The sequence below is a fragment of the Streptomyces sp. NPDC037054 genome (genome assembly GCF_055606745.1).
This window is the reverse complement of the sequence record NZ_JBVJSJ010000007.1, coordinates 46,295-63,238: the sequence shown is the minus strand read 5'-3', so window position 1 is coordinate 63,238 and position 16,944 is coordinate 46,295. Positions and strand designations below refer to the sequence as shown.

General features: G+C 72.7%; 22 protein-coding genes. 14 read left to right on the top strand and 8 right to left on the bottom strand.

What is annotated here, in order from left to right:
• The first annotated feature begins 23 nt into the window (after positions 1-23).
• The 10 genes from ACZ7D7_RS18225 to ACZ7D7_RS18180 all read left to right on the top strand — a co-directional run bounded on the left by ACZ7D7_RS18225 (position 24) and on the right by ACZ7D7_RS18180 (position 5,386).
• The gene (locus ACZ7D7_RS18225) at positions 24-404 is read left to right on the top strand and encodes a gas vesicle protein GvpO (RefSeq protein ID WP_470825435.1); all 381 of its coding nucleotides are present in this window, start codon (positions 24-26) and stop codon (positions 402-404) included.
• A 101-nt stretch (positions 405-505) separates the two neighbouring features.
• Positions 506-937, top strand: a complete 432-nt coding sequence (locus tag ACZ7D7_RS18220; protein WP_470825433.1) for a gas vesicle structural protein GvpA — start codon at positions 506-508, stop codon at positions 935-937.
• Positions 934-1,707 (top strand): GvpL/GvpF family gas vesicle protein, encoded by a 774-nt coding sequence (locus ACZ7D7_RS18215; RefSeq protein WP_470825432.1) that lies wholly within the window; start codon positions 934-936, stop codon positions 1,705-1,707. Before ACZ7D7_RS18220 ends, ACZ7D7_RS18215 begins: the two co-directional genes overlap by 4 nt.
• Before the next feature lie 4 nt (positions 1,708-1,711).
• Entirely contained in the window at positions 1,712-1,972 is a 261-nt protein-coding gene (locus ACZ7D7_RS18210) for a gas vesicle protein GvpG (RefSeq protein ID WP_470825431.1), read from the top strand.
• Positions 1,969-2,613 (top strand): DNA primase, encoded by a 645-nt coding sequence (locus ACZ7D7_RS18205; protein WP_470825430.1) that lies wholly within the window; start codon positions 1,969-1,971, stop codon positions 2,611-2,613. Before ACZ7D7_RS18210 ends, ACZ7D7_RS18205 begins: the two co-directional genes overlap by 4 nt.
• Positions 2,610-3,740, top strand: coding sequence for an SRPBCC family protein (locus tag ACZ7D7_RS18200; RefSeq protein WP_470825429.1), 1,131 nt, complete (start codon positions 2,610-2,612; stop codon positions 3,738-3,740). Before ACZ7D7_RS18205 ends, ACZ7D7_RS18200 begins: the two co-directional genes overlap by 4 nt.
• Positions 3,737-4,090: a gas vesicle protein gene (locus ACZ7D7_RS18195; protein ID WP_470825428.1), complete on the top strand. Its 354-nt coding sequence runs from the start codon at positions 3,737-3,739 to the stop codon at positions 4,088-4,090. Before ACZ7D7_RS18200 ends, ACZ7D7_RS18195 begins: the two co-directional genes overlap by 4 nt.
• Complete coding sequence (locus ACZ7D7_RS18190; protein ID WP_470825427.1) at positions 4,087-4,920, top strand: GvpL/GvpF family gas vesicle protein; 834 nt, start codon at positions 4,087-4,089, stop codon at positions 4,918-4,920. Before ACZ7D7_RS18195 ends, ACZ7D7_RS18190 begins: the two co-directional genes overlap by 4 nt.
• Entirely contained in the window at positions 4,917-5,105 is a 189-nt protein-coding gene (locus tag ACZ7D7_RS18185; RefSeq protein WP_470825426.1) for a gas vesicle protein, read from the top strand. Before ACZ7D7_RS18190 ends, ACZ7D7_RS18185 begins: the two co-directional genes overlap by 4 nt.
• Positions 5,102-5,386 (top strand): gas vesicle protein K, encoded by a 285-nt coding sequence (locus ACZ7D7_RS18180; protein WP_470825425.1) that lies wholly within the window; start codon positions 5,102-5,104, stop codon positions 5,384-5,386. Before ACZ7D7_RS18185 ends, ACZ7D7_RS18180 begins: the two co-directional genes overlap by 4 nt.
• Before the next feature lie 45 nt (positions 5,387-5,431).
• Here the strand turns inward: ACZ7D7_RS18180 and ACZ7D7_RS18175 are convergent, their stop codons facing one another.
• From ACZ7D7_RS18175 to ACZ7D7_RS18165, 3 genes are all read right to left on the bottom strand, one after another.
• Positions 5,432-5,602 carry a hydrophobic protein gene (locus ACZ7D7_RS18175; protein WP_470825423.1) on the bottom strand — a complete coding sequence of 57 codons (171 nt, stop codon included), beginning with the start codon at positions 5,600-5,602 and terminating at the stop codon, positions 5,432-5,434.
• Positions 5,603-5,645: 43 nt separating this feature from the next.
• Positions 5,646-6,467 (bottom strand): methyltransferase domain-containing protein, encoded by an 822-nt coding sequence (locus ACZ7D7_RS18170; RefSeq protein ID WP_470825422.1) that lies wholly within the window; start codon positions 6,465-6,467, stop codon positions 5,646-5,648.
• A 120-nt stretch (positions 6,468-6,587) separates the two neighbouring features.
• Positions 6,588-8,084: a phosphatase PAP2 family protein gene (locus ACZ7D7_RS18165; protein ID WP_470825421.1), complete on the bottom strand. Its 1,497-nt coding sequence runs from the start codon at positions 8,082-8,084 to the stop codon at positions 6,588-6,590.
• Positions 8,085-8,193: 109 nt separating this feature from the next.
• Between ACZ7D7_RS18165 and ACZ7D7_RS18160 the strand changes: the two genes are divergently transcribed.
• Complete coding sequence (locus tag ACZ7D7_RS18160; RefSeq protein ID WP_470825419.1) at positions 8,194-9,813, top strand: ABC-F family ATP-binding cassette domain-containing protein; 1,620 nt, start codon at positions 8,194-8,196, stop codon at positions 9,811-9,813.
• Between the two features lie 22 nt (positions 9,814-9,835).
• Here the strand turns inward: ACZ7D7_RS18160 and ACZ7D7_RS18155 are convergent, their stop codons facing one another.
• Positions 9,836-10,948: a baeRF2 domain-containing protein gene (locus ACZ7D7_RS18155; protein ID WP_470825417.1), complete on the bottom strand. Its 1,113-nt coding sequence runs from the start codon at positions 10,946-10,948 to the stop codon at positions 9,836-9,838.
• 64 nt (positions 10,949-11,012) lie between these two features.
• Here ACZ7D7_RS18155 and ACZ7D7_RS18150 point away from each other — a divergent pair, with 64 nt between their 5' ends.
• Complete coding sequence (locus ACZ7D7_RS18150) at positions 11,013-11,291, top strand: DUF6158 family protein (RefSeq protein ID WP_470825415.1); 279 nt, start codon at positions 11,013-11,015, stop codon at positions 11,289-11,291.
• An 89-nt stretch (positions 11,292-11,380) separates the two neighbouring features.
• On the opposite strand, the gene ACZ7D7_RS18145 is transcribed toward ACZ7D7_RS18150, so the two are convergent.
• From ACZ7D7_RS18145 to ACZ7D7_RS18130, 4 genes are all read right to left on the bottom strand, one after another.
• Positions 11,381-11,929, bottom strand: coding sequence for a type 1 glutamine amidotransferase domain-containing protein (locus ACZ7D7_RS18145; RefSeq protein WP_470825413.1), 549 nt, complete (start codon positions 11,927-11,929; stop codon positions 11,381-11,383).
• 6 nt (positions 11,930-11,935) lie between these two features.
• Positions 11,936-12,370 (bottom strand): CBS domain-containing protein, encoded by a 435-nt coding sequence (locus tag ACZ7D7_RS18140; RefSeq protein ID WP_470825412.1) that lies wholly within the window; start codon positions 12,368-12,370, stop codon positions 11,936-11,938.
• 73 nt (positions 12,371-12,443) lie between these two features.
• A complete protein-coding gene (locus tag ACZ7D7_RS18135; protein WP_470825411.1) occupies positions 12,444-12,833 on the bottom strand; it encodes a DUF2795 domain-containing protein in 390 nt (129 codons plus the stop codon).
• Positions 12,834-13,131: 298 nt separating this feature from the next.
• Positions 13,132-14,946 (bottom strand): thiamine pyrophosphate-requiring protein, encoded by a 1,815-nt coding sequence (locus ACZ7D7_RS18130; RefSeq protein WP_470825410.1) that lies wholly within the window; start codon positions 14,944-14,946, stop codon positions 13,132-13,134.
• A gap of 272 nt (positions 14,947-15,218) precedes the next feature.
• Between ACZ7D7_RS18130 and ACZ7D7_RS18125 the strand changes: the two genes are divergently transcribed.
• The gene (locus ACZ7D7_RS18125; RefSeq protein ID WP_470825409.1) at positions 15,219-16,028 is read left to right on the top strand and encodes an RNA polymerase sigma factor SigF; all 810 of its coding nucleotides are present in this window, start codon (positions 15,219-15,221) and stop codon (positions 16,026-16,028) included.
• A gap of 130 nt (positions 16,029-16,158) precedes the next feature.
• Entirely contained in the window at positions 16,159-16,818 is a 660-nt protein-coding gene (locus ACZ7D7_RS18120; RefSeq protein WP_470825408.1) for a hypothetical protein, read from the top strand.
• The last annotated feature ends 126 nt before the right edge of the window (positions 16,819-16,944 follow it).

The following is a 16,944-nucleotide window of genomic DNA, read 5'->3' as shown; positions in this document are numbered from 1 at the left end:
GCCACCCGAGGGGCGAGGTGGCCATGTCGAACACAAGAAACACATCAGAGTCACAGGATTCACGGAAACCGCAAAAACCGGATACTTCGGATCATTCGTCCGAGCGGGCGGACGGCCGCAGGGCGGACCGCCGCCCGAGCCCCGTCGAGGTGCTGCGCCAGGCGCGCGACCAGCTCGCGGAGCTCACCGGAATGGAAGCCGAGTCCGTTTCCTCCTTCGAGCAGACCGAGGAGGGCTGGGCCCTGGAGATCGAGGTCCTCGAGCTCCAGCGGGTCCCGGACACCATGAGCCTGATGGCGAGCTACCAGGTGGAACTCGATCCGCAGGGCACGCTCACCGGCTACCGGCGCGTCCGCCGCTACGAACGCGGAAGGGCCGACACACGAAGGCCCGGCGGCCAGTAGGCACGCACGTACCGATCACGCGCATCCGACAGCAAGCACACACGCACCCAACAGCGGAAGAACCACACGCACCCAACAGCGGAAGGGGAGGAACGGTCGACATGACTGTCGTACCGGCATCGCAGTCCGGCGGTGGAGGCGGAAGCAGCGGCCTCTACGACGTGCTCGAGCTCGTTCTGGACAGGGGGCTCGTCATCGACGCATTCGTGCGCGTGTCCCTGGTGGGCATCGAGATCCTGAAGATCGACGTACGCGTCGTCGTGGCCAGCGTGGACACCTATCTGCGCTTCGCCGAGGCGTGCAACCGGCTCGATCTGGAGGCCGGGCCCCGCAAGAGCCCGGGACTGCCCGACATGGTCGGCGAGATCACCGAGTCCGGCGCGCGCGGCAAGTCCAAGGGCGCCCTGTCCGGCGCGGCCGAGACCATCTCCGGCGCCTTCAAGCAGGCCCGTGACGAAGGCGGGAGCGAGGAGCCCCGGCGTGCCCGCAAGGCGACCTCGTCCGCCCGCAGCAGGAAGGAGGAGCAGGAGTGAGCACGTACGTCTACGGCATCGCGGCGAGTTCCCACCCCGCGCTTCCCGAGGGCATGGGCGGCGTCGGCGACCCGCCCCGCCCGGTGCGGATCCTCACCGCGGGTGAACTGTCCGCGCTGGTGAGCGACGCGCCCGAGGGGCTGCGCCCCAAGCGCCGGGACCTGCTGGCCCACCAGAACGTGCTGAGCGAGGCCGGCGCGGCCGGCTGCGTGCTGCCCATGCGGTTCGGCAGCGTCGCCCCCGACGACGAGGCCGTCACCGGCGTCCTCACCGAGCGCGTCGAGCACTACCTGGAACGCCTGCGGGCCCTCGACGGCCGCGTCGAGTACAACGTCAAGGCCAACCACGTCGAAGAGGCCGTCCTGCACCACGTGATGGCCGAGAACGCGGAGATCCGCTCCCTCGCCGAGGCCAACCGGCAAGCGGGCGGCGGCAGTTACGACGACAAGTTGCGCCTCGGCGAAGCGGTCGCGGCCGCCGTCAAGGCCAAGGAGGCCGAGGACGCCGTCGCCCTGCAGCGCGTCCTGGAACCGGTCGCGGACGCGGTCAGCGTGGGCCCCGAGTCCACGGGCTGGCTCGCCAACGTGTCGTTCCTCGTGGCGCGGGACTCGGCCGAGGACTTCCTCGCCGCCGTGGAGCGGGTCCGCGAGGAGATGACCCACCTGGAGGTGCGGTTGAACGGCCCGCTGCCGCCGTACAGCTTCGTCGAACCCGGCCCCGCGGAACCGGCGGGCGCCGCGGCAGGCGGTACCGGCACCGGAGCGGGGTGACGTCATGGGCCTGATCAAGGAGGTGCTGCTGCTGCCGTTCGCCCCGGTGCGCGGCAGCGCCTGGGCCATCAGACAGGTGCTCACCGAAGCCGAACGGATCTACTACGACCCCGCCACGGTACGGGCCGAGCTGTCCCGTCTGGAGGAGCGGCTGGAGGCCGGGGAGATCACCGAGGAGGAGTTCGACCGCGCCGAGGATGAACTCCTCGACCGGTTGGAGATCGCTGAGCGCATGAGCACGCAGACAGGCGGGACGGCACGATGAACCGAATGGCACTGGGCCTCGCGATAGGGGCCGGATACGTCCTCGGACGGACCAAGAAGGCGAAGATGGCGGTCGCCGTCGGCAGTCTCGTGGCCGGCAAGAGGATGAACCTCTCGCCGAAGGCCGTGGGCGATCTCGTCTCCCGCCAGCTGCGCGAGAACCCGCAGTTCAAGGAGATCGGCGACCAGCTCAGGCAGGACCTGAGCGGCGTCGGCAAGGCGGCCTCCGGCGCCATGGTCGAGCGGCAGCTCGACTCGCTCGCGAACCGCCTCCACGGCCGCACCAGCCAGGTGCGCGACCAGCTCGCCGGCGTGACCCCCGAGGTGCCCGGCACCGGCCGCGGCGACGACGAGGACACCGACGGGCCCCGGGACGAGGCGGACGAGGACCGGGCCGACGCCCGCGACGAGGACGACGAGGACGAGGCACGCCACGAGAGCGCCGGGACCGGGGGGCGCGAGGAGGCTCCGGCCCGGAAGAAGAAGGCGGCCAAGGCGCCCGCGAAGAAGGCCTCCGCCAGGACGGCGGCGGCGAAGCGCACCTCGGCGGGCGGCAAGCCCGCCGGCAAGAAGACGGCCGGCACGCGGCGCACCTCCGAAGGTGCCCGGGGCCGCCAGTCGAAGGGAAGCGGTGAACGATGACCGACACCCTCGGATCGGCGTCCTCCACAGCACGCGGCGCCGCCGCCAAGAACCCGCTGAGCGACGTGGCCCACAGCGAGGCCGCGGACCGGCTCAAGGCGGAACTCCAGGACTACGTCGCCGCCCAGGCGCAGCGGCTGCTGACGGGCGTCGGACGCAAACTCGGCGAGACCACCGTCAAACTCAACGACATCGCCGACGGCAAGAGCCCCGGTTTCGGCAAGCTCGCCCTGGACACCGGCCGCAAGGTCACCCAGGGCAAGGGCCCGATCCGCTCCGTGCTGGAGGCCGGCGCCACGCACGCGAAGGACAACGTGATGGGCGCGCTCAAGGGCCTCGGTGGGGGCAAGAAGGGCAAGAAGAACAGCGGCAACAAGCCCACGGTGATCATCGAGCACATCGACGTCGGCGTGCCGCTGCGCACCGCCTACGACCAGTGGACGCAGTACCAGGACTTCAGCACCTTCGCCAAGGGCGTCAAGAGCGCGAGCCGCGACGACGACACGCACTCCGACTGGCAGGCCAAGGTCTGGTGGTCCAACCGCAGTTGGAAGGCGACGACCACCGAACAGGTGCCGGACGACCGGATCTCCTGGACGTCCGAGGGCGCCAAGGGCACCACCAAGGGCGTGGTCTCCTTCCACCGGCTCACCGACAACCTCACCCGCGTCATGCTGGTGATCGAGTACTACCCGTCCGGGTTCTTCGAGAAGACCGGCAACATCTGGCGCGCCCAGGGCCGCCGGACCCGGCTCGACCTGAAGAACTTCGCCCGCTTCATCACCATCAAGGGCGAGGCGGAGGACGGCTGGCGCGGGGAGATCCGCGACGGCGAGGTCGTACGCAGCCACGAGGACGCGGTGGCCGAGGAAGAGGAGTCCTCGGAACGGGACGAGGCCGAGGACGCGCACGAGGACGAGGAGTCCGCGGAGTCCGACGAGCCCGGAGGCGCCCTCGACGAGGAGGACGAGGAGGACGAGGACGACGCCGAGGACGCGTACGAGGAGGACGAGGAACCCGAGGACGCATACGACGACGAAGACGAGGACGACGAGGACGACGACGTCGAGGACGCGTACGAGGCCGACGACGAAGACCGGTACGCCGAGGACGGGAGCCGTCGATGACGACAGCCGGCCGACTGCCCGACCCTTACGGCCGTGACTCCGGCGCCAACCTCGCCGACATCCTGGAACGGGTGCTCGACAAGGGCGTGGTGATCGCGGGCGACATCCGCATCAACCTGCTGGACATCGAACTGCTGACGATCAAGCTGCGGCTCATCGTCGCGTCAGTGGACAAGGCCAAGGAGATGGGCATCGACTGGTGGGAGACCGACCCGGCGCTGTCCTCGCGCGCCCGGCGCGACGAACTCGCCCGGGAGAACGCCGAGTTGCGTGAACGCCTCGCAGCCCTGGAGCCCGACCGGGCCGAGCGCCTCGAGCCCGGCCGGGCGGAGGAGAGGAGGGCCCGATGACGACCGGACTGCGCTACGTCTACGCCGTCTGCCGGCCCTTCGGCGCCGCCCTCCAGTCCCAGGTCGGCGGCGTCGCCGGGGCGCCCCCGAACCTGCTCACGCACCACGGCCTCGTCGCCGTCGTCAGCACCGTGCCGGAACGGGACTTCGCCGAGGAGCCGCTCCGGCAGCACCTGGAGGACCTCGACTGGCTGACCGCGACGGCCCGCGCCCATCAGGGCGTGATCGACGCGCTCACCACCGTCACCACCCCGCTGCCGCTGCGGCTCGGCACCGTGTTCCGCGACGACAGCGGCGTCCGCGTGATGCTGGAGGAGCGCGAGGAGGAGTTCCGGCGCGCCCTCGACCGGCTCGACGGCCGGGTGGAGTGGGGCGTGAAGGTGTACGCCGAACCCGAGCCGGGGCCCCAGCAGGGCGAGCCGGCCGAGGCGGAGGCGCCGCGGCGGCCCGCGTCGGGCCGGGAGTACCTCATGCAGCGGCGCCGTCGTGCCCGCGCGAGCGAGGACATGTGGCAGCGGGCCGAGTCGTTCGCGAGCCGGCTCCACGAAAGGCTTTCCGCGCACGCCGAGGAATCCCGGCTGCACAATCCGCAGAACGCGGTGCTTTCCGGCGCGGCCGGACGGAATGTGCTCAACGCCGCTTATCTGGTTCCCCGCGCCGAGTCCGAGGAATTCGTGGAACTCGTCGACCGCACGAAGGACGACGTACCGGGAATGCGCGTGGAACTCACCGGCCCCTGGGCGGCCTATTCGTTCGTCGAGGAAGAAGACGCCGTCCGGGAAGAAGACGCCGTCCGGGAAGAGGACGCCGTTCGGGAGGAAGAGGCGTGACCGTCGTAGAACGCCGTGAGATCGCCCTCGTGGACCTCCTCGACCGGCTGCTGGCCGGCGGGGTCGTCATCACGGGGGACATCACGTTGCGCATCGCGGACGTCGACCTCGTCCGCATCGACCTGAACGCCCTGATCAGCTCCGTGAACGAGAACGTTCCGTCGCCGTGGGAGGAGTTGACGTGACGACCCGCCGCAACCGGCTGGACCTGGAACCCGACACCGTGGAGCGGGACCTGGTCAAACTCGTCCTGACCGTCGTGGAACTGCTGCGCCAGCTCATGGAGAGGCAGGCCCTGCGCCGCTTCGACGTGGGCGACCTCAGCGAGGAGCAGGAGGAACGGGTCGGGCTGACGCTGATGCTGCTCGACGAGCGCATGACGGAACTCCGGGACCGCTACGGACTGCGGCCCGAGGACCTCAATCTGGACCTCGGGCCGCTCGGACCGCTGCTGCCCCGGGACTAGGCCTGTTCGTCGGGCCCGGTCCCGGCGCGGCTCACCACCGGTAGCTCACCACCGGTACCACCGGCCCCTGCCTCCGGCTGCCGTGGTGCCACGCACCAGGAAACCCAGCAGCCACAGCACGAGCACCGCTATCGCGATCCACCACAGGACCTCGACGGCGAATCCGGCACCGAAAAGAATCACTGCCAGAAGCAGGACAAGCAGAAGTGGAACCATAACCTGTTACCTCCTGCTCTTCGGGTGTCCCGAAAGGACGAAATCAGGCCTGCTTTCGGCAGAGTATTTCCCCGTGCAGAACGGCGAACCAGCCGTCCTCCCGCGCACCCCATTCCCGCCAGGATTCCGCGATGCGCCGCAACTCCTCCTCGGAGGCGTGCCCGCCCTCGACCGCCCGCGCCGCGTACGAGGAGGCCACCGTGCGGTCCGCCCACAGCCCGCTCCACCACCGGCGCTCCTCGGCCGTGGCGAAGGTCCACGCGCCGGAGCCGGCGGAGACGTCGGTGAACCCGGCCCGCAGCGCCCACGACCGCAGTCGCCGCCCCGCGTCCGGCTCACCGCCGTTGGCGCGCGCGACCCGGCGGTACAGGCCCAGCCAGTCGTCCAGCCCCAAAATCTCGGGGTACCAGGTCATGGCCGCGTAGTCGGCGTCGCGCGCGGCGACGTACCCGCCGGGTCGCGTCACCCGCCGCATCTCGCGCAGCGCCGCCACCGGGTCGCCGACGTGCTGGAGCACCTGGTGGGCGTGGACGACGCAGAACGTGTCGTCCGGGTACGGCAGCGCGTGCACGTCCCCGACGGCGAAGTCGACGTTGGTGAGCCCCCGGCCGGCGGCAGTGGCGGCCGCCCGCTCCAGGATCCCCGGCTCCCGGTCGAGCCCGGTGACATGCCCCTCGGGGACCAGCGCCGCCAGGTCGGCGGTGATCGTGCCCGGCCCGCACCCGACGTCCAGGACCTTCATGCCGGGTTCGAGCGAACCGAGCAGGTACGCCGCCGAGTTGGCGGCGGTGCGCCACGTGTGCGAACGCAGCACGGACTCGTGGTGCCCGTGCGTGTAGACGGCGGTCTCCCGTGTTTCCGGCATGACGGCGCTCCCCTTCGAACCAACCGCGGGCGGGATGCGGCTCCCGGCCAGGTGATCACCACGATAGAGGCGTGCCCCGCATAGTGAGACGACCGTTTTGCATACTGGACTGACGTACCGTCAGGTCTGGCGCCCCAGGGGCCGGTAGACGACCAGCGCCTCGGGCACCTTCTCCAGCGTCACGCTGCCCTCCACCTCGGTGACCTCGCCGTCGTAGGCGAGGAGCGTGCCGGGCGCGACGCCGTCGAGGCGCAGCCGGCCCACCTGGACGGCGGCGTGGGCGGGCGAGCGCGTCAGCGGGCCGGCCAGCGCCGCGGCGAGCAGCCGCACGGCGGGCTTGCGGCCGCCGTGCACCACCCGCACGTCCAGCTGCCCGTCCGCCATGTCGAGACGGCGGCCGGGCGCGAGCCCCATGCGGTGGTACGTGCCGTTGCCCGCGAACAGCAGCCACAGCGGCCGTCGGCGGCCCTGCACCTCGACCTCCAGCGGGTGCCGCCCGCCGCGCAGCACCCGCAGCGCGGCGAGGACACCGGCCGGCCAGCTGCCGATGCTGTGCGACCACCGGTCCCGCTCCCGCACCAGCTCCGGGTAGACGCCCAGGCTGCACGTGTTCACAAAGACGCCCTGCTTGCCGCCGCAGGCGAACCGGCCGACGTCGACCCGCACGGCGTCCCCGCGCTCCAGGGCGGGCGCCAGATCGCGGGCGTCCTCGACGCCCAGGTCGTAGGCGAAGTGGTTGAGGGTGCCGCCGGGCAGCACCGCGAGCGGGACGCCGTGCCGCAGGGCGATCTCGGCGGCGGCGTTGACCGTGCCGTCGCCACCGCACACGCCGAGCACCACGGCGTGCGCGACCGCCTTCTCCAGCTCGGCCCGCACATCGGCGGCCTCGCACTCGACGATCTCGGCGCGCGGCAGCGCGTCCCGCAGCGACCGCACCCGGTCCGCGCTGCCCGCGGCGGTGTTGGCGACGAGCACCAGTCCCGCGCCCTCCGGCAGCGCGGGGGCGTCGGCGCGGGGCCGGGCCGGCGGGGTCAGCTGGGCCCGCGTCGGCACCATGCCCCGTACGGCGAACGCGGCGCCCGCGCCGAGGGCGGCACCGGCGAGGACGTCGCTCGGGAAGTGGACCCCGGTGTAGACGCGGGACAGGGCGACCGACGCGGCCACCGGGGCGACGGCCGCGCCCCACGTCGGGGACTCCAGGGCGACGCCCGTCGCGAAGGCGGCGGCCGACGCGGAGTGGCCCGAGGGGAAGGAGGTGGTGATCGGCTGCCGCTTCAGCTGCCGTACGACCGGGACCGGGTCCAGCACCGGCCGGGGGCGGCGCACCGTGCGCTTGCCGAGGGTGTTGATCGTCAGGGAGGCCAGGCTCAGGGAGGCGAGGCCGCGGGCCGCGGCACGGCGGGCGCGCGGGGTGCGGGTCGCGGCGAGCGCGGCGGCCACGCCGAACCAGAGCACGCCGTGGTTCGCGCTGCGGCTCAGCCGGGGGAGCACGCCCTCGGCGCCGGGCCAGTGCCGGGCGGCGGCGGCCTCGAACAGGCGGCAGTCCAGGGCGAGGAGACGGTCCCGCAGTAGGTGGTGTCCGGGCTTCGGGGCGGTGAGGTCAACGTCCGGGGTCATGGGACACGGGTACCCGGGCGGGCCGCGCGAACGCCGCGGCGGCGCGGACCCCCAGGTCACAGGGGAAAAGAGATTGCCCTCACCTCACACGGCCCACACAATCGCCCCCATGGGTCATCTCGAAGCAGCGCACCTGGAGTACTACCTCCCCGACGGGAGGGCGCTGCTCGGCGACGTCTCCTTCCGGGTGGGAGAGGGAGCCGTCGTGGCCCTCGTCGGGCCCAACGGCGCCGGCAAGACCACCCTGCTCCGGCTCCTCGCCGGCGAGCTGAAACCGCACGGCGGCACCGTCACCGTCAGCGGCGGCCTCGGCGTCATGCGCCAGTTCGTCGGCTCCGTCAGGGACGACACCACCGTCCGCGACCTCCTCGTCTCCGTCGCCGCGCCCCGCATCCGCGAGGCGGCCCGCGCCGTCGACGCCGCCGAGCACGGCATCATGACCGTCGACGACGAAGCCGCCCAGATGCGCTACGCCCAGGCCCTCGCCGACTGGGCCGAGGCCCAGGGCTACGAGGCCGAGACCGTCTGGGACATGTGCACGACCGCCGCCCTCGGCGTCCCCTACGACAAGGCGCAGTGGCGCCAGGTCCGTACCCTCTCCGGCGGTGAGCAGAAGCGTCTCGTGCTGGAGGCCCTGCTGCGCGGCACCGACGAGGTCCTGCTCCTCGACGAACCGGACAACTACCTCGACGTGCCCGGCAAACGCTGGCTGGAGGAGCGGCTCCACGAGACCCGCAAGACGGTCCTCTTCGTCTCCCACGACCGCGAACTCCTCGCCCGCGCCGCCCAGCGCATCGTCTCCCTCGAACCCGGCCCCGCCGGCGCCGACGCCTGGGTGCACGGCGCCGGCTTCGCCACGTACCACGAGGCCCGCCGCGAACGCTTCGCCCGCTTCGAGGAGTTGCGCCGCCGCTGGGACGAGAAGCACGCCCAGCTGAAGAAGCTGGTCCTGAACCTCCGTCAGGCCGCCTCCGTCAGCCACGAGATGGCGTCCCGCTACCAGGCGGCGCAGACGAGGCTCCGCAAGTTCGAGGAGGCCGGCCCGCCGCCGGAGCCGCCGCGCGAGCAGGACATCCGGATGCGGCTCAAGGGCGGCCGGACCGGCGTCCGCGCCCTCACCTGCGAGGGCCTCGAACTCACGGGCCTGATGAAGCCGTTCGACCTGGAGGTCTACTACGGCGAACGCGTCGCCGTCCTCGGCTCGAACGGCTCGGGCAAGTCCCACTTCCTGCGCCTGCTGGCCGGCGACGACGTGGCGCACACGGGGCAGTGGAAGCTCGGCGCGCGCGTCGTCCCCGGCCACTTCGCGCAGACCCACGCGCACCCCGAACTCCAGGGCCGCACGCTCCTGGACATCCTCTGGGGCGAGCACTCCCAGGACCGCGGCGCCGCCATGTCCCGGCTGCGCCGCTACGAGCTGACGGGACAGGCGGAGCAGGCCTTCGAGCGGCTGTCGGGCGGGCAGCAGGCCCGGTTCCAGATCCTGCTGCTGGAGCTGGAGGGCGCGACGGCGCTGCTGCTGGACGAGCCCACGGACAACCTGGACTTGGAATCGGCCGAGGCGCTCCAGGAGGGCCTGGAGGCGTTCGAGGGCACGGTCCTCGCGGTCACCCACGACCGCTGGTTCGCCCGCTCCTTCGACCGCTACCTCGTCTTCGGCAGCGACGGCCGGGTCCGGGAGACCTCGGCCCCGGTCTGGGACGAACGCCGGGTGGAACGCGCCCGGTAGCGTCCTCCCACGGGGCCGGCCGTCAGGTCCAGCGCAGCAGCGCCCCGAGGCCGCCCACCGGCGCCTCCTGGTCCGTCGCCGGGGCGGCCGTCACCGACAGCGCGGCGGCGTCCGTGGCGACGGCCGAGCGGATCAGCGCGTCGTCGGCCCGGGCTGCCCACGAGTGCTGTTCGCCCAGCGCCTTGAGATCGGTACGCCGCACCGCCAGCTGGTCCGGGTCCTCACCGATCCACACCTCCCGGTGCGCGTCGGGCCCGTCCGGCCGGACCAGCAGCTCGCCGATCCGGTGCTCGCGCGCGGCCTCGACCAGCGCGGGCACACCCTCGACGGCGCCGGCGTGCCCCTCGGCGTCCGGGGTGCGCGCGGCGAGGAAGCGTTCCAGCTCGGCGGCGGCGCGCTGCCGCACGTGCTCGGCGCGGGCCTGCTCGACCTCGTCGTCGAGCAGCCGGCTGCCGCTGCCGTGCGACGCCTCGACGACCAGCCCGTGCAGCCGCTGCGGCAGCCGCTCGTGCACGGACCGCCGCTCCCGGTCGTCGCCGACGAGAATCAGCAGGTCGGCGCGGGTCTCCTCCTGGCACACGGCGAGCGCGTCGGCGATCTCGGCGGCGTTGTGCTCCCAGGTGTTCTCCACCCGCAGCTGGAAGTGCCGCTCGGACCAGTCGACGGTGCTGGTGCGGTGCACGGGCCACTGGCGCCCGGTGACGCCGCCCGCGTCCTCACTGCCCAGCGCGCTGCGCAGCTCGAAGTCGGCGCCCTTGCGGTCGACGTACGCCACGACGCACACGGGATCCTCGCCGGCGAGCTCCAGCAGCGGCGCGGCCCGCGGCAGCGGCGCCCACTCGGCCCAGTCGCGCTGCGGGGCGCGGGCCAGCGGCGGGTCGAGGACGACCTCGCCGGCGCGGGCGAACAGGGCCCGCCCGTGCGGTTCCGAAGAGTGCCGCAGATCCTCGATCGCGCTCTGCACGGCCCGGCAGGTCGCCTCGTCGGCGCCCTGTTCCGCGAGGTCCGCGGCCATCGCCCGGGCGGTCAGTTCCCGCTCGTGCGGGGTGCCCTCCGTGTGCCGGGAGGTGTCGACGTACACCGACGCCCAAGGCCCCGGACGTTCGTAGAGTGGATGCAGGAAAGCGAGATCCATGGCTCCCTCCCGGGTGCCGCTCGGGTGCAGTGCTCAGTGTTCTCCGGGCGGGTACCCGGACCGCATGAACGAACACGACGAGCGGGACACCACCATGACCGGAGTCGACCCGGAGCGTCTGGACGGGCAGCAGCTCATGAAGGAGCTCGAGACCATTCACCGCACGCGCCACGACACGCTGCTGTACGGCTCGAACGACGCGCTGCGGGCCCACAACGAGCGCATGGCGCAACTGGAGGGCGAGTACCTGCGCCGCAACCCGCGCCGCTCCGTCGCCGCGGGCCGCACCCGTGAGGGCGCCAGGGAACGCACCAGCGGCGAGAGCGCCACGCCGGGCACCTGACGCGCCCTCCCGTACCCGGAACCGGGCACGAAAAGGGGCCCCGAAACCCTCGGAGCCCCTCTGCGTCACACGCGTTCGCCGCGCGCTCCTCAGCCGCCGGTGCCCTCCGCGGCGAACACCTCCAGGTACGTCTCGTCGAACGCCTTCAGGTCGTCCGGCTTGCGGCTGGTGACCAGCTTGTTCGGCCCGTGGTCGCAGACCTTCACCTGCTCGTCGACCCAGGTGCCGCCCGCGTTGCGGATGTCGGTCCGCAGACTCGGCCAGGACGTCAGCACCCGGCCGCGCACGACGTCCGCCTCGACGAGCGTCCACGCGGCGTGGCAGATCGCGGCGACGGGCCGGCCCTGCTCGAAGAAGTCCCGCACGAAGGCCACGGCCCCGTCGTCCGTGCGCAGGAAGTCCGGGTTGGCCACGCCGCCCGGCAGGACCAGCCCGCCGAAGGAGTCCGTGGACGCCTCGCCCACGACCTCGTCCACGGGGAACGTGTCCGCCTTGTCGAGGTGGTCGAACGCCTGGATCTCACCGGCCTGCGTCGACACGAGCACGGGCTCGTGTCCCGCGTCCACGGCCGCCTGCCACGGCTCGGTGAGCTCCACCTGCTCGACGCCCTCGGGTGCGGTCAGAAACGCGATACGCATGAGCGTTCAACCCTTCTCGTTGCGGGTGTCCGGCGCGGCGCGGCTGATGTCCGCCAGCGCCGAGTCCGGGTCCTCGCTCTCGGCGAGGTCGCCGAGGCTGACCATGCCGACGGGCATGCCGTCCTCCACCACCGGCAGCCGCCGCACCGCGTGCTCCCGCATCAGTGCCACCGCCGCCGACACCGGGTCGTCCGGGGCGACGACCAGCGGATCCGGCGTGCACACGGTGCGGGCGCTCACCGTCTGCGGGTCGGTGCCGTCCGCGACGGCCCGCACGGTGATGTCCCGGTCGGTGAGCATCCCGACGACCTCCTGGCCGTCGGCCACCACCACGTCGCCGATGTTCTGCGTGCGCATCAGCTGCGCCGCCTCCACGACGGACGCGTCCGGGCGGACGGCGACCACGCCCGGTGTCATCACGTCCCTCACGAACTCAGCCATCACTGGAGCCCCTCCTGGAATTCCGGCCGACACGGTGCGCGACGCCGACGCCGCGCAGCGTGCCGACCTGTCTCTATGACCGGTCCCGCCGGCCGCCGGTCAGCGCCTCGGCGAGCTGCTGGACGGTGCCGTAGCGCTCGTTGCGCGGCAGCCGCTCCACCTGCTCGACCAGCGCGTCGGGCGCGTGGCCGCGGCGCAGGGCGCGCGACAGCGCGGGCGGGTTCGCGGGGAACGCCCCGCGGCTCAGGTTCCGCGCCAGCTCCAGCCGCACCGACTCCAGAGAGCTCGGTGCGCGGCTCGGCGTCACCGGACCGGCGGCGACCTCCGGGTCGTCCTCGGCGGCCGGCTCGGGGTCGTGCCACTCCTCGGTGCGCGTGGGGTGGCCGGACCTGAGCAGGCCCTGCAGTTCGTGCTTCATCTCGTCGTCGCGGTGGCGGCTCAACCGGTCGCTGCCTCGCTGCATGTCTCCCTCCAGACCTTCGGGGGCGGTGACCGCGTACCCGAACCGGGGGAGCCGACACAGCCCGGCGCCCGACAGGGAGGAAATGGGCCGAACCCGGCGAGGGTTTGCCCCGTGCGGGGCGGGAGACCCGGCCGTGGCCCCCCACGCTCGACCTCTGGGGAAGGACGGACCATGGCGATCCTCGCTGTGTTCATCCCGGTCCTGATGCTCGGTGTGGTCCTGGCGCTCGGCCGGTACGAGGAACTCCTCCTGCCGGGCGACCCGGACCCCGTCAAGCCCGAACCGGCCGAGGCGCGGCCTATTCCTCCTCGCGCCGTGACTCTTTCCTCCCGCGGTGCGGCAGGAACTCCTGCACCTTCGCCTTGAACCCCTGCCTGAGCATCGCCCCCCGGTCCGCGTCGCCCTTCAGGATCGAGGCGGCGGTCGCCTCCATCTGCTCCCAGGTGGCGTGCGGCGGCACCGGCGGCACGGCGGGATCCGTCAGGAACTCGATCACCGCCGGACCGTCCGCCTCCAGACCGGCGCGCCAGGCGTCCGCCACGTCCTCCGGCTTCTCCACCCGGATCCCCGTCAGACCGAGCGAGCGGGCGAACGCCGCGTACGGCACCTCAGGCAGTTCCTGCGACGGCAGGAACGACGGCGCGCCCTCCATGGCCCGCATCTCCCAGGTGACCTGGTTGAGATCGTGGTTGTTCCACACCGCCACCACCAGCCGAGGGTCCTCCCACAGATCCCGGTACTTCGCCGCCGTGATCATCTCCGCGAGGCCGTTCATCTGCATCGCCCCGTCCCCCACCAGCGCGATCGCCGGCCGGTCCGGATGCGCGAACTTCGCGCCGATCGCGTACGGCACCCCGCAGCCCATGGTGGCGAGCGTCCCGGACAGCGAACCGCGCATGCCGTCCCGCATGGTCAGGTGCCGCGCGTACCAGTTCGCCACCGACCCCGAGTCCGACGTGACGATCGCGTCGGCGGGCAGCAGCGGGTCCAGGGCACGCGCCACGTACTCCGGGTTGATCGGGTCGGCCGACAGCTCCGCGCGCCGCTCCATGACGTCGCGCCACCGCGTCACGTTCGCGCACACCGTGTCGAACCACTCGCGCCCCCGCCCCGGCTCGATCATCGGGATCAGCCGCCGCAGGGCCTCCTTCGCGTCCCCGACGAGATTCACCTCGTACGGGTAGCGCATCCCCACCATGTGCGGGTCGATGTCGATCTGCACCCCGCGCGCCTTGCCGAACTCCGGCAGGAACTGCGAGTACGGGAACGACGAACCGATCGTCAGCAGCGTGTCGCAGTCCCGCATCAGCTCGTACGACGGCCGGGTGCCCAGCAGCCCGATCGAGCCGGTCACGTACGGCAGTTCGTCGCTCAGCGCGTCCTTGCCGAGCAGCGCCTTGGCGACGCCCGCGCCCAGCAGGTCGGCGATCGTCTCCACCTCGCTCCGCGCCCCGGCCGCGCCCTGGCCCACCAGGATCGCCACCTTGTCACCGGAGTTGAGGACGTCCGCCGCCCGCCGCAGCGACTCCTCGGACGGGACCGACGTCCAGCCGCTGCTGTCCAGGCTGGAGGGCACCATCTTGAACTCGTGCGTGGGCGGCGCGTAGTCGAGCTCCTGCACGTCGCCCGGGAGGATGACCGCCGTCGGGCAGCGGCGCGCGTACGCGGTGCGGATCGCCCGGTCCAGCACGTTCGGCAACTGCTCCGGAACCGTCACCGTCTCCACGAAGTCGGAGGCGACGTCCTTGAACAGCGAGTGCAGGTCCACCTCCTGCTGGTACGAGCCGCCCATCGCGGTGCGGTGCGTCTGCCCGACGATCGCCAGCACCGGCACATGGTCGAGCTTCGCGTCGTACAGGCCGTTGAGGAGGTGGATCGCCCCCGGCCCCGACGTCGCCGCGCACACCCCGAGCCGCCCGCTGAACTTCGCGTAGCCGACCGCCTGGAACGCGGACATCTCCTCGTGCCGGGACTGCACGAACCGGGGCTCGTCGCCGGCCCTGCCCCAGGCGGCGAGCAGGCCGTTGATGCCGTCCCCGGGATAGCCGAAGACGTGCTCCACGCCCCACTCGCGCAGGCGGCCGAGGACATGGTCGGAGACCTTGGTGCTCATGGAAGGACCTTCCGGACGGGATCGGACGTGCGTCGGACTCGGGTCGCTGTGTCGGCACTACGCGTGACCGAGTCACCGTCCCCGTCGGCGGAAAACCTGCGCCCGTGTTTGCGGCCCGGACCCGGGGGCAGGCGCACTTGCACAGTGCTTCGGACAGGAGGCACGCCCGTGGGAGCGGCTCGGCCCGCCCCCGGTGCGTCCGTCCGGCACGCCGGTGCGCTCCCGCGGTGACCGTCCAACCCAAAGCACCCGCAAGGGAGTTGCGACGCATCATGGCGACCCGAGTCAGCGCGAAGCACCCGCACGACGACGCCCCCGACACCGCCGACGACTTCCGCACGCTCGTCACGCTCCCCGCGGGACCCGAGCGCGACGCCCTGCGGGACCGGATCGTGGAGGCCTGGCTGCCGATGGCCGAACGCCTCGCCGGCCGGTTCCGCAGCCGCGGCGAGAGCATGGACGACCTGCGCCAGGTCGCCGCCCTCGGCCTGGTCAAGGCCGTCGACCGGTACGACCCCGACCTCGGCAACGCCTTCGAGAGCTACGCCGTGCCCACCATCACCGGCGAGATCAAGCGGCACTTCCGCGACCACATGTGGACCCTGCACGTACCGCGCCGGGTGCAGGACCTGCGCAACCGCGTCCGGTTCGCCTCCCAGGACCTCGCCGCGAACCTCTCCGGCCGGCGGCCCACCGTCGCCGAGATCGCCGAACACGCCAACCTCAGCGAGGAGGACGTCAAGGTCGGCCTGGAGGCCCTGGAGAGCTTCACCGCGCTGTCCCTGGACGCCGAACTGCCCGGCAGCGAGGACGGCTACAGCCTGAGCGACGCCCTCGGCGCGCCCGACCCGGCGCTGGACACCGTCGTGGACCGGGAGGCCGTCAAGCCCCGCCTCGCCGCCCTCCCGGAGCGCGAGCGGGCCATCCTCTACATGCGCTTCTTCGACGACATGACACAGAGCCGCATCGCCGAACAGCTGGGCATCTCGCAGATGCACGTCTCCCGCCTCATCAGCCGCTGCTGCGGGCGCGTGCGGGAGCAGGTGCTGCGGGACGCGGAGCACGGCACGGGGAGCGGCTGACGGTCACCCGCTCGGGCGCGGCCGTCCCGCTAATGGTGTCCGGCCGCGCGCGGCGCGGCGTGCGGCGGGCTGTGATGGCAGCCAGGGCGCGAGCAGCGCCCCGCAGCCGCCGCTCGAAGGAGCCCACCCCATGCGCCGCACCGCCCGCGCCCTGTCCGTCGCCGTCCTGGCCGGCGCCGTCCTCGGCGGTCCCGCCGCGGTCGTCCGCGCGGACCCGGCCGCGGAGGTCAGCCCCGCGACCGTCCACCCGGGCGGCAGCGTCACGGTCTCCGTGTCCTGCGACCCCGTCGCGGGTCCCGCGCCGAAAACCCTCGAAGCCACCTCGGACGCCTTCGCGGACGGCGTCGTCGAACTCCGCCTGCTGCCCGCCGGCGACACCGCCGAGGCCAAGCACGACAAGCCCGCCTACCGCGGCACCGCCCGCATCGCGTCCGCCGCCGAACTCGACGCCGGGCCCGCGGGCGGCGGCCCGGACGCCGCGTGGACCGTCGACGGCACCTGCCCGGCGGCACCCGGCGGGGCGGGCAAGCCGTGGAGCGCCACGTTCACCGTGACGCGCGGCGGAGGCGCCTCCACGGCACCGCCCAGCCACCGGCCCTGCCCGAAGCCGCCGGAGCATCACGCCGGGCACTGCGAGGGCGCCGTGATCCACCGGGGCGTACGCGCCGGGGAGGGCGGCACCTTCACGGACTCCGTTCCGGCCCTGGCCGCCGGCGGCGTGTTCATCGCGGCGGCCCTGGGCGGCGCGGTGTACCGCCTGCGCCGCAAGCGCCCGGCGACGGGGGAGTGACGGCGGCGGCCACCGAGGGGGACACCCCGACCGCTCCGGCACGCACGCGTGCCTCGGGGACGCGCCCCCGCGGATTACCGGAGGGCTCGTGGGTACTGGAGGGCTCGTGGTTACCGGAGGGCTCGT